The organism is Streptococcus parasanguinis, assembly GCF_032163505.1.
In the GTDB taxonomy this organism is placed as follows: Bacteria; Bacillota; Bacilli; order Lactobacillales; family Streptococcaceae; genus Streptococcus; species Streptococcus parasanguinis_V.
Window position 1 is genome coordinate 1730076 of sequence record NZ_CP134147.1, and the last position, 18587, is coordinate 1748662.

Consider the following 18587-nt stretch of genomic DNA (forward strand, 5'->3'; position numbering starts at 1 on the left):
TAGAAAGACCCTCTTATTTCAAAGCCTTTAACAAATATCCATAACCTTCTCGCTCCATTTCCTCTTTTGGAATAAAGCGCAGAGAGGCCGAATTGATACAATAGCGAAGCCCTCCTTGATCTTTTGGTCCATCGGTGAAGACATGTCCGAGATGGGCATTGCCTGAACGGGAACGAACTTCGATCCGCTCCATCCCGTGGCTATGATCCTGGTAATAGTGGACGACATCTTTGGCAATGGGACGGGAGAAACTTGGCCATCCACAGCCAGACGCAAACTTATCCTTGGCAAAAAAGAGTGGCTCCCCCGTCGTAATATCCACATAGATCCCCTCTTCAAAGGTCTGATCATAGGCATTGTGGAACGGACGTTCCGTCGCGCTTTCTTGGGTGACTTGGTACTGCTCTGCTGTCAGTTTCGCTTTTAGGGTTTCTTGATCTGGCTTCTGATAGGCTGACGGATCAATCAAGGGTTGGGCTGCATCTGTCACATCGATATGGCAATAGCCTCCAGGATTCTTCTTGAGGTAGTCTTGGTGGTAGTCCTCAGCCAAGATATAGTGGCGCAAGGATTCCAACTCAACCGCGATTTTGTGGCCCAGTTGCTTCTCTTCTTCCGAAAACACTTGGGCAATCACTTCACGGTCTGCTTCGTCTGTATAATAGACACCGGTCCGATATTGGCGGCCTCGATCATTTCCCTGCTTGTTAACGGACAAGGGATCGATCACCCGGAAATAGTAGAGCAGAATCGCTCGTAGGGTGATTTTATCTGGATCGTAGATGACTTGTACAGTCTCTGCGTGATCCGTTTCCTTGATCAGTTGGTAGTTGGTCGTTTCTACCTGGCCATTGGCATAGCCCACCGTCGTCTGTTCTACACCAGGGATCCGTGAAAAATATTCCTCTAAGCCCCAAAAACAGCCACCTGCTAAATAAATCTCTGCCATCTTTTTTCCTCGCTTCCTGCACTCCCCACAGGGAGCGCTTGACATCTATTAGCTCCATCATAATCCAAGAGCCTCAGATTTTCAAGGATTCTGCATCAAAAATCCCTTCTACTATATGTAAAAGGGATTCAATCCTTCTTATTTTTCAAATAAGAAAAAGAGCGAGTAATAAAAATTCCAAAACGATAGGGTTAACTGATGTAGAAAATCATGAAGGACTACCATGACCAACACCTCCTCTGAATATCTGTGGACAAGCACCAGGCTAGTATCAACTACAACACCACCGTCGGTCCGTAGACCTGTAACTGAGGTTTCACAACCTCGTAATGCCAGTGATCATAAGCTCGCCAAGCTTGAAAGGCCTCTTCGTTCAATGCTAGCCCGCCCAGACCAATCAATAGACTGGCGGTCTGATAAAACTTTTCCAACTTAATCAACAGACGATTGTCTACCCGCCTAGCCTTTCGTAAACCTTTCAACATCTGATCTAGATTTTCTCGAAATCGAAGGGTATCTGAACTAGGGGTGAATCCCTTAGAAAAGGCTGTTTGAAGAAGGGTGATCGTCGTTCTTGCCTCTTGAATCACATCCCTTTCTTCCATAGAAATCACCTTCCTTTTCACCTCCATTGTACACCTTTTTCTCTCTATAAAAATGGAAAATTCCTAAAACTAGGAACAGAATGAGGTTGGGTCAAAAGTCCTAGCCTCTCAATTATTTTTGGATTGTCGAGCAAGACGCAGTGGTTGAGTGGGCTCTACTACGCTGATTTCATCAGCTTTTACAGCCCTACTCAACTGTGCGGAGGTGGGACGACGAAATCGAATTCTAACGAATTACCGATTTCTGTCCCACTCTCATAAAAAACTTCCCCAAGTTTCCACTTGAGGAAGTTCTTTTCGAAAGATTAGTCAATGTAGTGCAATTTCCCACGGAAGTCTTCCAGGCTTTGGTATCCTTTTTCTTCCATGATGGCTTTGAGCTCCGCAGTGATGCGTTCAAATGCTCCTACTCCTTCTTTATGAAGCGTCGTGCCGATTTGCACCATACTAGCCCCACAAAGGATATGTTCAAAGGCATCGCGACCGGTCAAGACACCTCCTGTCCCCACAATCTGAATTTCTGGATTCAGACGTTGGTAAAAGGCATGGACATTGGCGAGAGCCGTTGGTTTGATGTATTCTCCACCAATCCCACCAAAGCCGTTCTTAGGACGAATCACCACGGATTCATCCTCGATGTAGAGGCCATTTCCGATCGAGTTGACGCAGTTGACAAACTTGAGCGGGTATTTGTTAAAGATCGCTGCTGCTTGATCAAAATGAACGATATCAAAATAAGGTGGCAACTTGATCCCTAGAGGTTTGGTGAAATAGTCAAAGACCTCGGACAAGATCCGATCTGTCGTATCAAAATCATAGGCAATCTGAGGTTTTCCAGGGACATTGGGACAAGATAGGTTCAACTCTGTCAAGCCTTTAAAGTCACTGTCTTGCACCTTTTTCAAGATGGTATGAGTTTCTTCAGGAGACATGCCGACGAGAGATAAGAAGAAGGTCCGGTCAGGATCCGTTTCTTGCAACTCCAATAAGTAATTCAAATAATAGTCCAACCCTTGGTTAGGCAGCCCCATCGAATTGATCGAACCAAGCGGCACATCTTGGTAGCGTGGTTCTGGATTACCAGCACGGAATTCTAAGGTCGCTGTCTTGGTCACAAAGGTTCCCGCAGCTGAGTTCTTCACTTCTTCCAATTCCTCAGTGGTCATACAGGCTACACCTGCCGCATTCATCAAGCAGTTGTCAAATTCAAAACCAGCAATTTGCGTTTTTGTCGATACCATCTTGTACTCCTTTTTTGAAACACCACCAACAGAATCGTTCGGGATGCTCTCTATTTTCTTCTTTCATTATACCATCACTTGGAAGCTTCCGGACAATCAAAGCTAAAAATTCTTCCAAACATTCGGACTTTCCTAGTCACGATAAAATTTTCAGAAAATTCAACTTTTTTCTTTACAAGCCAAAAAAAGTCTGCTATAATGATCCATGTAATAAAACATGACATTGTTTGTCAACTGTCTCAAAGCCACTCCCCTAGCGGGTTTGCTGGTTTTCGTTTCATTCACAAAGGAGAATTAACATGACAACTGCTAAAGAATATATCCAAAGCACTTTCGAAACTGTAAAAGCTCGTAACGGCCACGAAGCTGAATTCCTTCAAGCTGTTGAAGAGTTCCTCAGCACTTTGGAACCTGTTTTTGAAAAACATCCTGAATACATTGAAGAAAACATCTTGGCTCGTATTACAGAACCTGAACGCGTAATTTCTTTCCGTGTTCCTTGGGTTGACCGTGAAGGAAATATCCAAGTAAACCGTGGTTACCGTGTTCAATTCAACTCTGCTGTAGGTCCTTACAAAGGCGGACTTCGTTTCCACCCAACTGTTAACCAAGGGATCTTGAAATTCCTCGGATTCGAACAAATCTTCAAAAACGTCTTGACTGGTCTTCCTATCGGCGGTGGTAAAGGTGGATCTGACTTCGATCCTAAAGGAAAAACAGACGCTGAAGTGATGCGTTTCTGCCAAAGCTTCATGACTGAATTGCAAAAACACATCGGTCCTTCTCTTGATGTCCCAGCTGGTGATATCGGGGTTGGTGGACGTGAAATCGGATACCTTTACGGTCAATACAAACGCCTTCGCCAATTTGATGCTGGTGTCTTGACTGGTAAACCTCTTGGTTTCGGTGGTAGCTTGATCCGTCCAGAAGCAACTGGTTATGGTTTGGTTTACTACACGGAAGAAATGCTCAAAGCCAACGGCGACAGCTTTGCTGGTAAGAAAGTCGTGATCTCAGGTTCTGGTAACGTTGCTCAATACGCTCTTCAAAAAGCAACTGAACTTGGTGCAACTGTTATCTCTGTATCTGACTCAAACGGTTACGTGATCGACGAAAACGGTATTGACTTCGACCTTCTTACAGACGTCAAAGAAAAACGTCGTGCACGTTTGACTGAATACGCTGCTGAAAAACCAACTGCTACTTACTACGAAGGTTCTGTATGGACTTATGCTGGTAACTATGACATCGCTCTTCCATGTGCAACTCAAAACGAAATTGATGGCGATGCTGCAAAACGTTTGGTCGCTCAAGGTGTGAAAGTTGTCTCTGAAGGAGCAAACATGCCAAGTAACATCGATGCCATCAACGTATACAAAGAAAATGGTATCCTTTACGGACCTGCTAAAGCAGCCAATGCTGGTGGAGTTGCTGTATCTGCTCTTGAAATGAGCCAAAACAGCCAACGTCTTTCATGGACACGCGAAGAAGTGGACGGACGTTTGAAAGACATCATGACCAACATCTTCAACACTGCTAAAACAACTGCAGAAACTTACGGACTTGGTAAAGATTACCTTGCAGGTGCCAACATCGCTGCCTTTGAAAATGTCGCAAACGCGATGATTGCACAAGGTCTTGTATAATCAATCGATATTTTTCTTTGAGACCTTCGGGTCAAAGCCTCTCAACTCCTGAAACTAGTCTGTTTCAGGAGTTTTTTTTGTAGTTACAGACCTCTGTAAAGACACCCCGTCCCAAGTGAGGAAAGCCATTTTTTAGATAAGGGACTCGACCGTCTCTAGTGGGGAGAAGTGAGCCCTCTCTTTTTCTGTATCTTTTTCTAAAAAAATTTTATTTTTTTTACTTTACCCTCTTGCATTTTTAATAAATTAGTATTAAACTATAGCAAAAGGAGGTGTGCTTATGTTTCTTTTAGCTCAAGAAAAATCAGATACGATCGAATTCCTTAAGTCTGAATTGGTCCAATTACTCTACAATATGCGACAAGAAATCGCAGCTAGCCGTCAATCACAGACCGGTGCAGCTTGTCATCATATTGAATATTGCATGGACAAGATCCAAAGGGCAAAAAGTTCCGTAGCCATTGCCCTCCCCATCGAATCCTTAAATCTCGAAATCACGACTATGTTGCGCCAGCAACTCATCGTCTTGCCACCAGAGGCTCGAAAAAATTGGGACCAAATTAAAAAGCTGGATTTCAAATACTGCCACTTAAAATAGACCAAAAAAGAGAGTGGGACAGAAATCGGTAATTCGTTAGAATTCGATTTCGTCGTCCCACCTCCGCACAGTTGAGTAGGGCTGTAAAAGCTGATGAAATCCGCGCAGTAGAGCCCACTCAACCACTGCGTCTTGCTCGACAATACAAAAAAGAGGCTAGGACTTTTGTCCCAGCCTCTTTTTTCTGTTAAAAAATATAAAAAATTGGTTCATAAATTAATTTATTCGATAGAATGATTCAATCGTCTACTTAAACTTTCCGCTGTGAGAAAAGTGCCTGAAACAATAACGTTTCAGGCACTCGGGAGTTTTGAGAGTAAAACAGTTCGGGGAACTGTTTTAGCCTGAGCCTAAAAATTAAAAAGCGAAGGGGTTCAAAACGAATTGAACACGGGCTGCGGATTGTGTCAAAAAGATAAGTCCTCCTAGAATCGAAAGATTCTGCGTCAAACTTCCTATTTTGACTTTATCCGCAGACGCCCTTTGTATCTTGATTTAGTCATGGAACTTCTTCGAAGTTCGCTGATGTCCGTTCTCACCTAAGGAAAGTTTCTAAGAGGATCTTATCTACATTCTAATTTCTGAGCTTTTCTTATTACATGATCCCGTTCTTTCCTGTCGGTAGGTTAATCCCTGCTTCCATCAAGGCATCATGGTAGAGTTTATAGTAGGTATGATAGACAGTCGTCTGGGTTCCATTTTGCGCAGTCATCGCGATGCGGAAGGAATAACGACCATTTTTTTCGATCTGTGGGCCTAAAATCGTAGGACCTGTCAACACTTCTGGGTGTTTGTCTTGTTGAGACTGGTTGACCTGAGCGATGACCTGGTAGATCTTGTCAAGATCAGTATTCGCATCTAGTGGAATATCCACCAGCACGCGCATATCTCCACGCGAGAGGTTGCTGACGACAGTGATATTGCGGTTTGGGACAAAGTGGAGAGTCCCGTCAAAATCACGTACTTGAGTTGTCCGAATTCCCACACTGCTAACGATGCCGGCAATATTAATAGAACCATTGGTAAGTCGGACATTGTCCCCCACATCCAGCTGGCGTTCTAAAAGGATAAAGAAACCATTGACCAAATCGGAAAGGAAGCCCTGGGCTCCCATACCGATCGCCACCCCAGCAATCCCAGCACCAGCCAATAGACTAGAGACTGGAAGACCCAGGATCGACAAGATCCAGTAGATCAAGATAAAATACAAGCAGTAGTTCAAGAGACTCTCTACTAAACGGAGAATGGTTTTTTTACGGGCTTCATCCTGCACCGTATACTTAAAAGAAGGGGTTAATATCCGCTTGACCAGGCTATGGATGACCTTTTTAGCGATAAAAAATAAGAGAAAGACAAAAATCAGGGAGATGCATTTTGAAATTAGGTCATCAAAAATCTTTGTCCAGTCTATTTTACTGAAATAACGTTGGAAAGCTTGACTCATTTATTCGGGCCTTTCTAACAAAGAATAGTATGATTATATCAAATATTCGGAAATAAGGCTATTTTTAAAAAATTTCATTGCTTTCCCCCCCTAACTATCGTATAATATTCCTTAATTATTTTTTAAGGAGGCCTTACACGATTCATCGACTGATTACCACTTGGAATAAAACCAACCTTATGAAAAGGATCGCAATCGGGATTGTACTTGGTGTCGTTCTAGCACTTGTATTTCCGAAAGCAACTGGGATTGGACTCCTGGGAGAGTTCTTCGTTGGAGGGCTCCGTGCCATCGCACCCCTTCTGGTCTTTGCGCTCGTCGCAAATGCTCTCTCCCAACACCAAAAAGGGACAGAGACCAATATGAAAAAGGTCATCGTCCTCTATCTCCTAGGAACCTTTGCAGCCGCCTTCGTCGCTGTTTTGGTCAATTACATCTTCCCCATCACCATTACCCTGACTGGAAAGGCCGCTGAAGGATCCTCTCCAAACGGGATTGGCGAAGTGATTAGTAACCTCTTGCTCAAGATCGTCGACAACCCGGTCAACGCCTTGCAGCAAGCCAACTACATTGGAATCCTTTCTTGGGCAACCGTCTTTGGGATTGCCATGAGAGAGGCGAGTGAACATAGTAAAGACCTCCTCCAAACTCTAGCAGACATCACTTCAAAAATCGTTGAGTGGATTATCAACCTAGCTCCATTTGGAATCTTAGGCTTGGTCTTCACGACCATCGCTGGCCAAGGACTCAGTGCCCTTAGTAACTACGGGATTCTCTTACTTGTTTTGGTTGGTACCATGGCATTTGTAGCCCTGGTCATCAATCCATTGATCGTCTTTTTCATGATCCGCAAGAACCCTTATCCCCTTGTTTTTAAATGCCTCCGTGTCAGTGGGGTAACAGCCTTCTTCACCAGAAGTTCTGCAGCCAATATCCCTGTCAATATGCGTCTCTGTGAAGAGTTGGGGCTGAATCCAGACACCTATTCTGTCTCCATTCCACTTGGTTCAACTGTAAACATGGCAGGTGCAGCCGTGACGATCAATATTTTGACGCTCGCTGCTGCCAATACCTTGCACATTCAGGTTGACTTTGGAACGGCGCTCATCCTGAGTGTCGTAGCGGCTATCTCTGCTTGTGGAGCATCTGGAGTTGCAGGAGGTTCTCTCCTTCTCATCCCTGTTGCTTGTAGCCTCTTTGGTATCACCAATGATTTGGCCATGCAAGTCGTCAGCGTCGGCTTTATCATCGGGGTCATCCAAGACTCTTGCGAAACAGCCCTCAACTCTTCGACAGATGTGCTCTTCACTGCCATCGCCGAAATGAGCAACTGGCCAAAAGAAAAACGCTATTAAATGATCCTATCTCACATAGACAAGAAAACCCAGACCTCGCGATCTGGGTTTTCTTATTTCTTAAAGTATTGTTTGCTTTCTTTGATGATGACAGGGGAAAGGACTAAGAGGGCGATCAGGTTGGGCAAAGCCATCAGCCCATTCACAATATCCGCGATCACCCAGACCAGGTCCAGCTTAAGGAAGCCTCCCAGTCCAACCATAAAGACAAAGAAGGTCCGATAGAGGTTTATATGTTTGACACCAAAAAGGAATTCGAAACACCGCTCTCCGTAATAAGACCATCCAAGAATAGTCGTGGTCGCAAAAAGCACCAAGCATAGCGTTAGAATGATGCCTCCGACTGGGCCAAAGACGCCTGTAAACGTATCCTGAGTCAGGGTGCTAGTGCTGCCCCTAGCCATCCACTCACCTGAAACCAAGAGCGAAAGTCCTGTCAAACTACAGATGATAATGGTATCAATAAAGGTTCCCGTCATGGAGATCAACCCTTGCTCGACGGGCTCATTGGTCTTCGCCGCCGCTGCTGCAATGGGTGCAGATCCGAGACCAGATTCATTGGAGAAAACTCCACGCGCTACCCCTTTTTGGATAGCCATTTTAACCGTTGCTCCTGCAAAACCTCCCATGGCTGCAGTCCCTGTAAAAGCACCCGAAAAGACTGCTTTTAAGGCTGGAAGCAATTGGTCCAGATGCAAGGCAATAATCGTGATGGTCGCAAAGATATAGGCAGCCGCCATAAAAGGAACCACTTTTTCAGAGACTTTGGAAATCCAGTGAATCCCTCCAAAGATGATGGTTGAAACCACCAGAGCAATTACTACACTAGCCACTTCTGGAGCTGTTCCAAAACTGGCTTGAAGGAATCCCGTAATGGAATTAACCTGGGTCATGGTTCCGATCCCAAAGAGGGCTACCAGCACTCCTGCAACCGCAAAGAAAATAGCCAGTGGTCGCCACTTCTCTCCCATCCCGTGAAGAATGTAGTACATCGGACCACCCGAGATATGACCATTGTCATCCTTGGTCCGATAACGAATGGCTAAGAGCCCTTCTGCATACTTGGTCGCCATTCCAAAGAAGGCTGCCATCCACATCCAAAAGAGGGCCCCTGGGCCACCTGTCTGAATCGCTGTAGCCACCCCTACAATATTCCCCGTCCCTACAGTAGCCGCTAGGGCTGTCGCAAGGGCTCCGAAGCTCGAGATATCCCCGTGTCCCTCATCTTCTGTAAAGATCAGGCGAAAAGCTTTTGGAAGGTAGCGGATCTGAAGTAAACCCAAGCGAAGGGTCAGGTAGATCCCTGTTCCTACCAAGAGCACCAACAGCGGGGCGCCCCACACTAGATTATCGAGTTGTTGAAAAAACTGCAATACATGATCCATTTTCTGTCTCCTTTTTCATCGACCGCTCGACAGAAAAGAGAAAAAGAAAGAGCACATGTCAAACATGTACTCTGGTCCTGCTTAAAATAGGGGACTTCCCCTATCTTTCGCTCTGTCCTTTTACCTGAGAGTTTGAGTAGATGCATCCTCTACCTTGCCCCTTCGGTGCCATTTCTGGTCTCTCCAGAGTTCCGTCCATTCACAGTCACTCACGCTCCTGCAAACTTCATTCGGTCGTATGTAATTTTCTCTATTTTAATCGATTTTCAAAAGTTTGTCAATCATTTCTGAAAATATCTTGTAAACTACCTGAAAATGTACGCTTTTTAATCACTCAAGGAGAAGTGATTGGTCATGAGGTTGCTAGCATCGAGCAAAATCTTGTCCAAGAGTTGATCTGTTGCTTCCTGGATTTGATCACTCATAGCTTGGTTTTCCGCCTCAAAATCAACAGTGTCACCTGCTGCAAGTGCACGATCGACTTTATTGATGCGCGCATGTCCCCAGGCCATTGTCGTCTCTTGGTAATCGTCCAAATCACCAACATGGTGAGCATAGTGAGGATCTGCTAGTCCTGCAATAATCCGGTTGGCCCAGTAGAAGGAATCCGTTGTTACCTTAGCCGTCGTATTGGCAAAGTAGTCTGGCGTTGTATCCACTTGGGTAAAGAAAGGAACGGCTGTATTGTAAGGCATGGAGCCATAAGAAATCCATTGGATGCCTGTCGTTTCTTGTGGTTTATTGGGACGCAATTGCAGAATCGCTGTCTGGCTGGTCCGGTTAATCCCGATCGTCCGAAAGGTCCGTTGACTCACGTGATCTCCTTCAGGACCATAAGGATCGTAGATGGTGTCTTGGTAATGGTTGCTCAAGACATATTTGACATCTTCAATCGTTACCTTGCGATAAGGTTTTTGACACCAAGGAATCTCAAAGCTCCGTGGATCCTGCTTGATTTCAGGATTGAGGAAACGCTGGATGGCCCAAGCCCGCGGTGTATTGTAGTGACGGTCCTTGTCTTTTTGGCTACCAAAGGCATAGCGTGGATTAAAACCTTTCCCTTCTTGATCCAGAATCAAATGGTGCTCTGTGACAAAACGTTCAAGATCCGGGTCACAAAGAAACTCATCTGGATTTCCAAATTCAAAATAATCGCTTCCCAGTTGGTTGGGGTTGGTCACATAGGCATCATCAGGGACACGGCGCGCCATCCAGTGGTGACCTCCGATGGTCTCCAACCACCAGATTTCATTCACATCTGAAATCGCAATCCCGTTAGACTCATAAGTTCCATACTCTTCCAAGATCTTTCCGAGACGCAAGACCCCTTCGCGGGCTGTCTTGACATAAGGCAAGACCAAGGTCAGCATATCTTCCTCACCGATACCACTCTCTACAAGAGGATCTGCCCCTAACACACGGCTATTGGTCGTAATGGTCTCTGTCTCACTCATGGCTACATTATAGACATTGATCCCAGCTTCTCCCCAGATCCCGTCTTTAGGAATCGCATCTGGAACCGCTGTATAGCGAACTGGATTATCTGGCAAGTCGATTTCAAAAGTTGATAAAACAGACTTGTAATGACGCGGTTGATCTTCTGGTTTGACCACGATCAATTTCTTGGGCGTAAAAACGCCATTTTGAGAATCCTCTGTTCGTGCTACAATGGTCGAACCATCATAACTAGCATTTTTTCCGACTAGAATCGTTGTACACGAATCTGCACTTTCACGTATACGCATGCGTATCCTCCCAAATCATTCATTGCCTCTATTATATCACTTTTAAAAGGGAGGACCTATTGAAAATCAGATTTAAAAGCGAATCCTTTTCAACAACTTTCAAATATTTTCATTTTATAAAATTTTAAAAACCCTAGCTGATAAACAGCTAGGTTTCGATTAGCCTTTAAACGTAACAATAGTCGCGCCACTTCCACCTGCATTTTGGGGGGCATATTCAAAACTCTTGACGTGTTTGTTGCGGCGGAGGTACTTGGTCACCCCTTCACGGATAACTCCCGTCCCGATTCCGTGGATGATATCGACTTGAGCCATGTTGTTGAGCAGGGCCTGATCGATAAAGCCATCTAGCTCTTGCATGGCCTCTTCATAGCGTTTCCCACGGAGGTCCAGACGCGCTCTCGGGCCACTCGTGTTCGAGCGTTTGACGACATTCACCTGGCGTTTCTTAGGTTGAGCCGCTTCTTTTTCAGCCTTGATGAGGTTGAATTCTTTTTCTTCCAAGGTCATCTTGATCAAGCCGACTTGCGCCTCCCAGCGGCCATCTTTGAGTTGCTTGACCAGGGTTCCGCGTTGGCCATAGCTGATAACCAAGATTTCATCTCCCACCTTAGGAGCACGCGCCTTTTTGGCTTTTTTCAAGACCTTGTTTTTAGAAAGGTCGACGGTTTCAGGAGCGAGTTTTTTCAACTGAGCCTTGGCTTCAATGATCTCATGTGGTTTCAACTGGGATTTGGCGTGAAGGCCTTGAAGGATACGGTCACTCTCTGAGAGGGCCATGTCCACAATTTCCTTGGCTTCTTCTCTCGCCTTATTGAGCTCTGTTTCTCTCTCTCGGGTCAGTTCGTTATAGAGTTTTCGAAGAGCACGATTGAATTTGAGATTTTCTTGCTCGACCTCTTGAATGGTATCCAAGCGCTTGCGACTTTCTAAGGTCTGTGCCTCCAATTTTTCAATAATCTGATTGACATCGTTATCCGTATTGGTCATCTTCATGGCATCCTGGATAATGGTCTCAGACAAGCCCAATCGGCGAGCGATCTCAAAGGCATTGGAGCGTCCAGGCACCCCTTGCATGAAGCGATAAGTCGGACGCAGACTCGCTGTATCAAATTCCATGCTGGCATTTTGCACTCCTGCAGTCTCAATCCCGTAGGCCTTGAGCTCTGGATAGTGGGTTGTCGCCATGGTCTTAATCCCGCGTAAGTGCAGGTCTTCTAGGATAGCAATAGCAAGGCCAGCCCCCTCTTGAGGATCGGTTCCAGCCCCCAACTCATCCAGAAGGATCAAGGAGGCGGTATCCACTTGATGTAAGATAGATACGATATTGGTCATATGACTGGAGAAGGTCGACAAGCTCTGCTCGATCGATTGTTCATCTCCAATATCCGCAAAGACCTGTGAGAAGATGCCCACACGACTACCTGGATCCGCTAGGATGGGAAGACCAGACTGGGCCATAATTTGCGCTAGTCCCAGCGTTTTGAGCATGATGGTTTTCCCCCCTGTATTGGGACCGGTAATCACGATTTCTGTCAAGTCCTCGGTAAAATGCAGGTCATTCGCGACGGCATTTTCAATCAAGGGATGACGTAGTTGCAAGAGCTGAATAGAGCGATTGCTACTAACCTCTGGTACCACTGCCTTACAATCGCGCATAAAGCGATACTTGGCTTTGATCAAGTCCAAGTGACCGATAATCCAAGCGTTATTTGCAATCTCTGCTGCATGAGGGCGCAGGGTGTCAGACAATTCCTCCAGAATCTGAATGATTTCATACCGTTCATCGGCTCGATGATTGGCAATTTCTTCATTAAGATTGACCACTGCTCGAGGCTCGATATAAACGGTATTCCCGCTGGCTGAGATATCGTGGACCACCCCTGCAATCCGGTTGCGATAGGTGTTTTTTACGGGTAGAACATTGCGGCCATTCCGACTAGCAATCACAGCATCCGCCAACATATCGGCCTTGCTTTTCAGCAGGTCTTGGAGAATCTCTCTGACCTGGTGTTCATTTTCCTGGATTCGACGGCGGATTTTGGCCAATTTTTCGCTGGCAAAAGACTCGACAAAGCCTCCTTCGTTGATAGCTTGAAGCCCACCTTGTAGGCGAGGAAGATCCACCAAGTTGTCAAAGAGGCGATTGAGCCTTTCCAGACGGACATTTTCCAAGTTGTCGTAGAAATCCTTGAGTTCATGTGTCACCCGAAGGACGGCTTTTAGCGCTAGTAATTCATCGATATTGAGGGATGCCTCCATCTCCAAACGCTTGGCGACTGGACGGACATCTTGAATGGTCGACACGGCAAAGCGAGGCTCTTCCAAGAGGATCTGCTCCATATCTTCTAGCTCCATAAAGGCCGTTTCGATGCTTTCTTTTTTATCAGTTGGAGTAAGGGCTGCTAGCTCCATCTCCCCTTGTTCTGTCTGTAGATAGGGTTCAAAGAGTTGCTTGACCTTGTCAAACTCCAGAATATCTAAGATTTTTTTGTTCATATTTCTCCTACAAAAAAAGTGAGCGTCCTTCTTTGAATCGGACTTGTCTCACTCCTTTCTTCATTTTTGCTCCTTAAGCTCCGATAATCGCAGTCACCCACAAGTTGTGGAACAAACTGGAACTAATCGGGGTATGAAGGATGATAAAGCGGATCAATCCACTTGCATTGAGTCTATTTTGGATGGAAGCCATGGGAACTGTTGAGAGGACAGTCAAGCCCATCTGGATGACCAAGAGAGTTATCACGACGGCGATCACTCCCGCTCCAATTTGATACTTGCGATCCTCCAATTTTTCTGGCTGAGGTACCAAGTGCATAAAGATCCCAATCACACGACCAATCAGGTAGACCATCGCAAAAATCAATACATATGCTAATCCTGCATAAAAGATGTCATCTAATTGAAATAGGTAGCGGTTGGCATAAAAATAATTCACCGATTGCTGGGTGGGACTCGAAAAAGGAACCCATAGAGACAACACCTTGGCCAGTCCCTTATAGCTGCCACCTGCAATCAAGAGGGCCACTAAGGTCACTAGAAAGTAATAGGACTGGAGGATAATCCCTCTTGCATAGCCAATATAAAAGCTCCATGCCAAAATCAATAAGATTAAGAAAGTTAACATGTATCTCCTCTTATTTGGATGATTTATCCTTTAAGTCGTCTAAAGCCTTGCGACGAAAAGCATCTAATTCTTTTTCTTTGTCATCAAACTCAATCTCGCGATTCAGTTGCATGGACAAACTATTTACTGCCAATAAGATCGCGATGGTTTCATCATCTGCCTCTGGCATTTGTTCCTTAATTGCTTGGTATTTTTCTTTCGCAACACGTTCGACTTCTTCCATAAACAAATTATCATGGTTAGTTGTTAAAGTGAGCGCTTTGTTTCCAAATGTAAATTTATATCTATTTAAGCTCGCCATAAAAATCACCTCACGGTATTATACCAAAAAAGGCTAGCTTTGTCAGTAGCAAAGCCCCTCTTCACAGGGATTTTCCAGTGGATTCTTTCTTTCTTTTTGCTCCCTCTCTCCCTGAATTTGTGGTACAATAGTGGTTATGGAAAGTATGACACTCACTCCAACACAGGAGCAAATCCTTGATTTTGTCCATACCTATCGCCGTTCTCTCTCTCAAAGCAAGAACCCTCATATGGATTATTTCTTTCGACTAGAGGGAGCGACCGTTTCGATCTACAAGTCTGGAAAAGTCTTGCTTCAGGGCAATGACCTGACTCCTTACCTGGCCTTTTTCGGGCAAGATGCTGGGAACCCTAAAGGTTCTAGCACTTCATCTGCACGACAAGACCTCGCCATGATCGGAACTGACGAGGTCGGAAACGGCTCTTATTTTGGTGGACTCACCGTCGTTGCATCCTTTGTCACACCTGACCAGCACGACTGGCTCAAAAAGCTCGGTGTTGGGGATTCAAAGACCTTGGATGATCGAAAAATTCAGCAATTGGCTCCTCTCCTTGAGGAAAACATCCAGCACCAAGCACTCTTATTGTCTCCAAAGAAGTACAATGAAGTCATTGCTTCTGGCTACAATGCTGTTTCGGTCAAAGTGGCCCTGCACAATCAGGCCATCTATCTTCTATTAAATAAAGGAGTCCAAGCAGAGCGAATTGTGATCGATGCCTTTACGACGGCTAAAAACTACCAAAAATACGTGAAAGCTGAAAAAAATCAGGTCACCCAAGCCATTGAGTTGGAAGAAAAAGCAGAAAGCAAATATTTAGCGGTTGCAGTTAGTTCCATCATCGCCCGCAATCTCTTCCTTCAAAATCTGGAAGATCTGGGCAAGGAACTGGGCTTTAATCTCCCTAGTGGAGCAGGAGCGAAGTCAGACCAAGTCGCTGCTAAATTGCTTCAGACCTATGGGATGAAGGCTCTGGATTATTGTGCCAAACTCCATTTTAAAAACACAGAAAAAGCAAAGAAATTACTAGAAAGATAAGTTATGTCAAAAAGAAGTTCAAAACAGTCATCTAGCTCACCAGTGGTGAGATTCCTTAAAGAATGGGGCCTCTTCAGTATTATTGTTGGTCTCATTATCGCCTCTCGCATCTACCTCTGGGCTCCGGTCAAGGTGGACGGCCATTCGATGGATCCAACCCTAGCAGATAGCGAGTATCTCCTTGTGGTCAACCACCTCTCAATTGATCGTTTCGACATTGTCGTTGCCAATGAAAAAGACGACGACGGTAAAACCAAGGACATCGTCAAGCGGGTCATCGGTCTTCCTGGAGATACCATTCAGTACGACAACGATACCCTCTACATCAATGGGAAAAAGACCAATGAGCCCTATTTGAAAGACTACATCGCTCGTTTCAAAAAAGATAAATTGCAATCAACATACACTGGAAAAGGGTTCGAAGAAAACGGAGAACTCTTCCGCCAATTGGCCAATACAGCCCAAGCTTTTACAGTAGACAAGGATGGCAATCCTAAATTTACCTTGAAGTTGCTCGACGATGAATACCTCCTACTTGGAGATGACCGGATCGTTTCAAAAGATAGCCGTCAGGTCGGAGCTTTCAAGAAAGAACAAATCAAAGGGCAAGCCGTCTTTAGACTATGGCCGATCTACCCTTTCAAAACTTATTAGTATAGATTAACAGACTGAGGCTGAGACAAGTATGTCCCAGCCTTGCTTTATAAAAAGGAAAGAAATGATGGAATATTATTTTTCTGGTACTATTGAGCGCATTATTTTTGAAAACCCTAGCAGTTTTTTTCGAATCCTCTTGCTCGACATCAGCGATACCGATGCCGAAGATTTTGATGATTTTGAGATTATTGTGACAGGAACCATGGCAGATATCATGGAAGGCGAAGACTACACCTTCTGGGGTGAGCTGGTCCATCATCCTAAATACGGAGAGCAGCTCAAAATCAGTCGCTATGAACGTGCCAAACCCTCTAGCAAGGGCTTGGTGAAATATTTTTCCAGCGATCACTTTAAGGGAATTGGTCTCAAAACAGCCCAAAAAATCGTGGACCTCTATGGGGACGATACCATTGACAAAATTTTGGAGGCTCCTGAAAAATTAGAAGAAATCACAGGTCTCTCCAAGAAAAACCGCCTGGCTTTTGTAGAAAAACTCCGTCAGAATTACGGAACGGAGCGCATTCTCGCCCAACTAGCCAACTATGGCATTCCCAATAAATTGGCCTTTCAGATCCAAGATTTTTATAAAGAAGAAACCCTCCAGATCGTGGAGCAACAGCCCTACCGATTGGTGGAAGATATCCAAGGCATGGGCTTTAAAATCGCGGACCAACTAGCCGAAGAATTGGGGATTGCAAGTGACGCCCCTGAGCGGTTCCGCGCGGGCCTGATCCACAGCCTTTTTAGCTACTCTATCGAGACTGGAAATACCTACATCGAGGCCAAGGACCTCCTGCGCTATACCATTGACCTGTTAGAATCCGCTCGGCCAGTAGAATTGGACCCTTCCACTGTCGCCCAAGAATTAGGACGCCTCATCGAGGAAGACAAGGTCCAAAACATAGATACCAAGATCTTTGACAATAGCCTCTTCTTTGCGGAGGAAGGGATTCGCAGTCATATCGGTCGATTGTTGGAAAAAGGAAAGTCGACTTCATTTGACCCTGAGAAAATCAACCGGGCTATCGAGGAGGTTGAAAAAGATCTGGGGATTCGCTACGATGCCATTCAAAAAGAGGCGATTCACCAAGCTATCCAAAATAAGGTCTTTATCCTCACCGGGGGACCGGGGACAGGAAAGACTACCGTTATCAATGGGATGATCAGCGTCTATGCTCAACTCCACCATCTGGATCTTCGGAAGAAACAAGACCTGCCGATCCTCTTGGCTGCCCCAACAGGACGGGCAGCTAGACGCATGAATGAGCTGACAGGACTTCCGAGCGCCACCATCCACCGCCATTTGGGGATGACAGGAGATGATGACACCAGCCACTTAGAGGACTATCTGGATGCAGACTTCATCATTGTGGACGAATTTTCCATGGTTGATACCTGGCTGGCTAATCAATTACTCAGCAACATCGCAACAGATACCAAACTCTTGATTGTGGGAGATGCCGACCAATTACCTTCCGTCAGCCCTGGTCAGGTCTTGGCTGATCTCTTGCAGATCCCAAGCATCCCTCAGACCAAACTCGAACATATTTTCCGTCAGAGTGAGGACTCGACCATTGTCTCACTAGCAGGAGACATTCGCCAAGGCAAGCTTCCTCAAGATTTCACAGAACGAAAAGCTGACCGCTCTTATTTCGAAGCCGGAAGCGAACACATCCCTAAGATGATCGAACAAATCACTTCTGCTGCCCTTCGTAGTCAGATCCCTGCTCGAGATATCCAAGTCTTGGCACCCATGTACAAGGGCCAGGCCGGCATTGACAATATCAATACGCTCATGCAAGACCTTCTCAATCCAGCTGTTAAAGACCAGGTGGTCTTTGACACGCCAGACTGCCAATACCGCGATGGAGACAAGGTCATCCATCTGGTCAATGATGCAGAAAGCAATGTCTTTAATGGAGATATCGGCTACATCACCGATCTTCTCCCAGGAAAATATACAGAATCCAAGCAAGATGAATTGACCATCCAATTTGATGGCAATGAAATCGTCTACCCGCGCAATGAATGGTACAAGATTCGCTTAGCCTATGCGATGAGTATTCACAAATCACAAGGAAGCGAATTCCCGGTGGTAATTTTACCCATTACCAATCAAAGCCACCGGATGCTGCAGCGTAATTTGATCTATACTGCCATCACGCGCTCTAAGAGCAAACTGATCCTCTTAGGGGAATACAGCGCCTTTGATTACGCCACTAAAAATACCGGTACTGCGCGCAAGACCTACTTGGTGGAACGCTTCAAGGACCTGGACGGAGGCGAGGCAACCAAAGACTCTTCTTCATCCGTTGCCACCTCTTCTGATACAGTCGAATCTGCGCGAAGCAAGGAAGAAACTGTTGAAAGGAAGACTGAGCCTGATGAACCGACTGTCTATCGACTGACAGAAGACAATCTCCACACCATCTCTCCTATGATCGGACTGACTGAAGAAGAAATTGCAGCCTTTTTTGACATCAAAAAATACGACTAGT

15 protein-coding genes and 1 riboswitch are annotated in these 18587 nt (G+C 45.4%); of the genes, 6 read left to right on the forward strand and 9 right to left on the reverse strand.

Annotated features, from left to right (window positions below):
- Positions 1–13: 13 nt before the first annotated feature.
- The 3 genes from msrB to RIN70_RS08620 all read right to left on the reverse strand — a co-directional run bounded on the left by msrB (position 14) and on the right by RIN70_RS08620 (position 2795).
- Entirely contained in the window at positions 14–949 is a 936-nt protein-coding gene (msrB, locus tag RIN70_RS08610) for a peptide-methionine (R)-S-oxide reductase MsrB (RefSeq protein ID WP_313790526.1), read from the reverse strand.
- Between the two features lie 275 nt (positions 950–1224).
- On the reverse strand, positions 1225–1581 hold the full coding sequence (locus RIN70_RS08615; RefSeq protein ID WP_070595509.1) for a helicase BlpT: 357 nt from the start codon (positions 1579–1581) through the stop codon (positions 1225–1227).
- Between the two features lie 278 nt (positions 1582–1859).
- Entirely contained in the window at positions 1860–2795 is a 936-nt protein-coding gene (locus RIN70_RS08620) for a dihydroorotate oxidase (RefSeq protein WP_313790527.1), read from the reverse strand.
- Between the two features lie 299 nt (positions 2796–3094).
- Between RIN70_RS08620 and gdhA the strand changes: the two genes are divergently transcribed.
- Positions 3095–4441, forward strand: a complete 1347-nt coding sequence (gene gdhA, locus RIN70_RS08625) for an NADP-specific glutamate dehydrogenase (RefSeq protein WP_003004977.1) — start codon at positions 3095–3097, stop codon at positions 4439–4441.
- Between the two features lie 280 nt (positions 4442–4721).
- The gene (locus RIN70_RS08630) at positions 4722–5039 is read left to right on the forward strand and encodes a hypothetical protein (RefSeq protein WP_003005725.1); all 318 of its coding nucleotides are present in this window, start codon (positions 4722–4724) and stop codon (positions 5037–5039) included.
- Between the two features lie 595 nt (positions 5040–5634).
- Here the strand turns inward: RIN70_RS08630 and RIN70_RS08635 are convergent.
- Positions 5635–6483 carry a mechanosensitive ion channel family protein gene (locus RIN70_RS08635; protein WP_254732779.1) on the reverse strand — a complete coding sequence of 283 codons (849 nt, stop codon included), beginning with the start codon at positions 6481–6483 and terminating at the stop codon, positions 5635–5637.
- A 140-nt stretch (positions 6484–6623) separates the two neighbouring features.
- Here RIN70_RS08635 and sstT point away from each other — a divergent pair, with 140 nt between their 5' ends.
- A complete protein-coding gene (gene sstT / locus RIN70_RS08640) occupies positions 6624–7838 on the forward strand; it encodes a serine/threonine transporter SstT (RefSeq protein WP_313790780.1) in 1215 nt (404 codons plus the stop codon).
- Positions 7839–7891: 53 nt separating this feature from the next.
- Here sstT and RIN70_RS08645 read toward each other — a convergent pair whose 3' ends face one another.
- The 5 genes from RIN70_RS08645 to RIN70_RS08665 form a co-directional block, all read right to left on the reverse strand.
- Positions 7892–9223, reverse strand: a complete 1332-nt coding sequence (locus RIN70_RS08645; RefSeq protein ID WP_313790528.1) for an alanine/glycine:cation symporter family protein — start codon at positions 9221–9223, stop codon at positions 7892–7894.
- Positions 9224–9325: 102 nt separating this feature from the next.
- Positions 9326–9420, reverse strand: a riboswitch (glycine riboswitch).
- 129 nt (positions 9421–9549) lie between these two features.
- Positions 9550–10968 (reverse strand): C69 family dipeptidase, encoded by a 1419-nt coding sequence (locus RIN70_RS08650; RefSeq protein ID WP_070590035.1) that lies wholly within the window; start codon positions 10966–10968, stop codon positions 9550–9552.
- A 159-nt stretch (positions 10969–11127) separates the two neighbouring features.
- On the reverse strand, positions 11128–13467 hold the full coding sequence (locus RIN70_RS08655; protein WP_313790529.1) for an endonuclease MutS2: 2340 nt from the start codon (positions 13465–13467) through the stop codon (positions 11128–11130).
- A 73-nt stretch (positions 13468–13540) separates the two neighbouring features.
- The gene (locus RIN70_RS08660; protein ID WP_003008795.1) at positions 13541–14095 is read right to left on the reverse strand and encodes a CvpA family protein; all 555 of its coding nucleotides are present in this window, start codon (positions 14093–14095) and stop codon (positions 13541–13543) included.
- A gap of 10 nt (positions 14096–14105) precedes the next feature.
- A complete protein-coding gene (locus RIN70_RS08665; RefSeq protein WP_070506075.1) occupies positions 14106–14396 on the reverse strand; it encodes a hypothetical protein in 291 nt (96 codons plus the stop codon).
- Between the two features lie 136 nt (positions 14397–14532).
- Between RIN70_RS08665 and rnhC the strand changes: the two genes are divergently transcribed.
- The 3 genes from rnhC to recD2 all read left to right on the forward strand — a co-directional run bounded on the left by rnhC (position 14533) and on the right by recD2 (position 18586).
- A complete protein-coding gene (gene rnhC, locus RIN70_RS08670) occupies positions 14533–15432 on the forward strand; it encodes a ribonuclease HIII (protein WP_272144927.1) in 900 nt (299 codons plus the stop codon).
- A gap of 3 nt (positions 15433–15435) precedes the next feature.
- On the forward strand, positions 15436–16086 hold the full coding sequence (gene lepB, locus RIN70_RS08675) for a signal peptidase I (protein ID WP_003008799.1): 651 nt from the start codon (positions 15436–15438) through the stop codon (positions 16084–16086).
- A 67-nt stretch (positions 16087–16153) separates the two neighbouring features.
- Positions 16154–18586, forward strand: coding sequence for an SF1B family DNA helicase RecD2 (recD2, locus tag RIN70_RS08680; protein WP_272144974.1), 2433 nt, complete (start codon positions 16154–16156; stop codon positions 18584–18586).
- The last annotated feature ends 1 nt before the right edge of the window (position 18587 follow it).

Bases quoted from the DNA above. Each gene is read 5' to 3' on its own strand.
- RIN70_RS08630 (WP_003005725.1), top strand. From the start codon at position 4,722: ATGTTTCTTTTAGCTCAAGAAAAATCAGATACGATCGAATTCCTTAAG.
- recD2 (WP_272144974.1), top strand. From the start codon at position 16,154: ATGGAATATTATTTTTCTGGTACTATTGAGCGCATTATTTTTGAAAAC.
- msrB (WP_313790526.1), bottom strand. From the start codon at position 949: ATGGCAGAGATTTATTTAGCAGGTGGCTGTTTTTGGGGCTTAGAGGAA.
- RIN70_RS08655 (WP_313790529.1), bottom strand. From the start codon at position 13,467: ATGAACAAAAAAATCTTAGATATTCTGGAGTTTGACAAGGTCAAGCAA.
- RIN70_RS08615 (WP_070595509.1), bottom strand. From the start codon at position 1,581: ATGGAGGTGAAAAGGAAGGTGATTTCTATGGAAGAAAGGGATGTGATT.
- RIN70_RS08650 (WP_070590035.1), bottom strand. From the start codon at position 10,968: ATGCGTATACGTGAAAGTGCAGATTCGTGTACAACGATTCTAGTCGGA.
- RIN70_RS08645 (WP_313790528.1), bottom strand. From the start codon at position 9,223: ATGGATCATGTATTGCAGTTTTTTCAACAACTCGATAATCTAGTGTGG.
- RIN70_RS08620 (WP_313790527.1), bottom strand. From the start codon at position 2,795: ATGGTATCGACAAAAACGCAAATTGCTGGTTTTGAATTTGACAACTGC.
- RIN70_RS08660 (WP_003008795.1), bottom strand. From the start codon at position 14,095: ATGTTAACTTTCTTAATCTTATTGATTTTGGCATGGAGCTTTTATATT.
- lepB (WP_003008799.1), top strand. From the start codon at position 15,436: ATGTCAAAAAGAAGTTCAAAACAGTCATCTAGCTCACCAGTGGTGAGA.
- RIN70_RS08665 (WP_070506075.1), bottom strand. From the start codon at position 14,396: ATGGCGAGCTTAAATAGATATAAATTTACATTTGGAAACAAAGCGCTC.
- rnhC (WP_272144927.1), top strand. From the start codon at position 14,533: ATGGAAAGTATGACACTCACTCCAACACAGGAGCAAATCCTTGATTTT.
- RIN70_RS08635 (WP_254732779.1), bottom strand. From the start codon at position 6,483: ATGAGTCAAGCTTTCCAACGTTATTTCAGTAAAATAGACTGGACAAAG.
- gdhA (WP_003004977.1), top strand. From the start codon at position 3,095: ATGACAACTGCTAAAGAATATATCCAAAGCACTTTCGAAACTGTAAAA.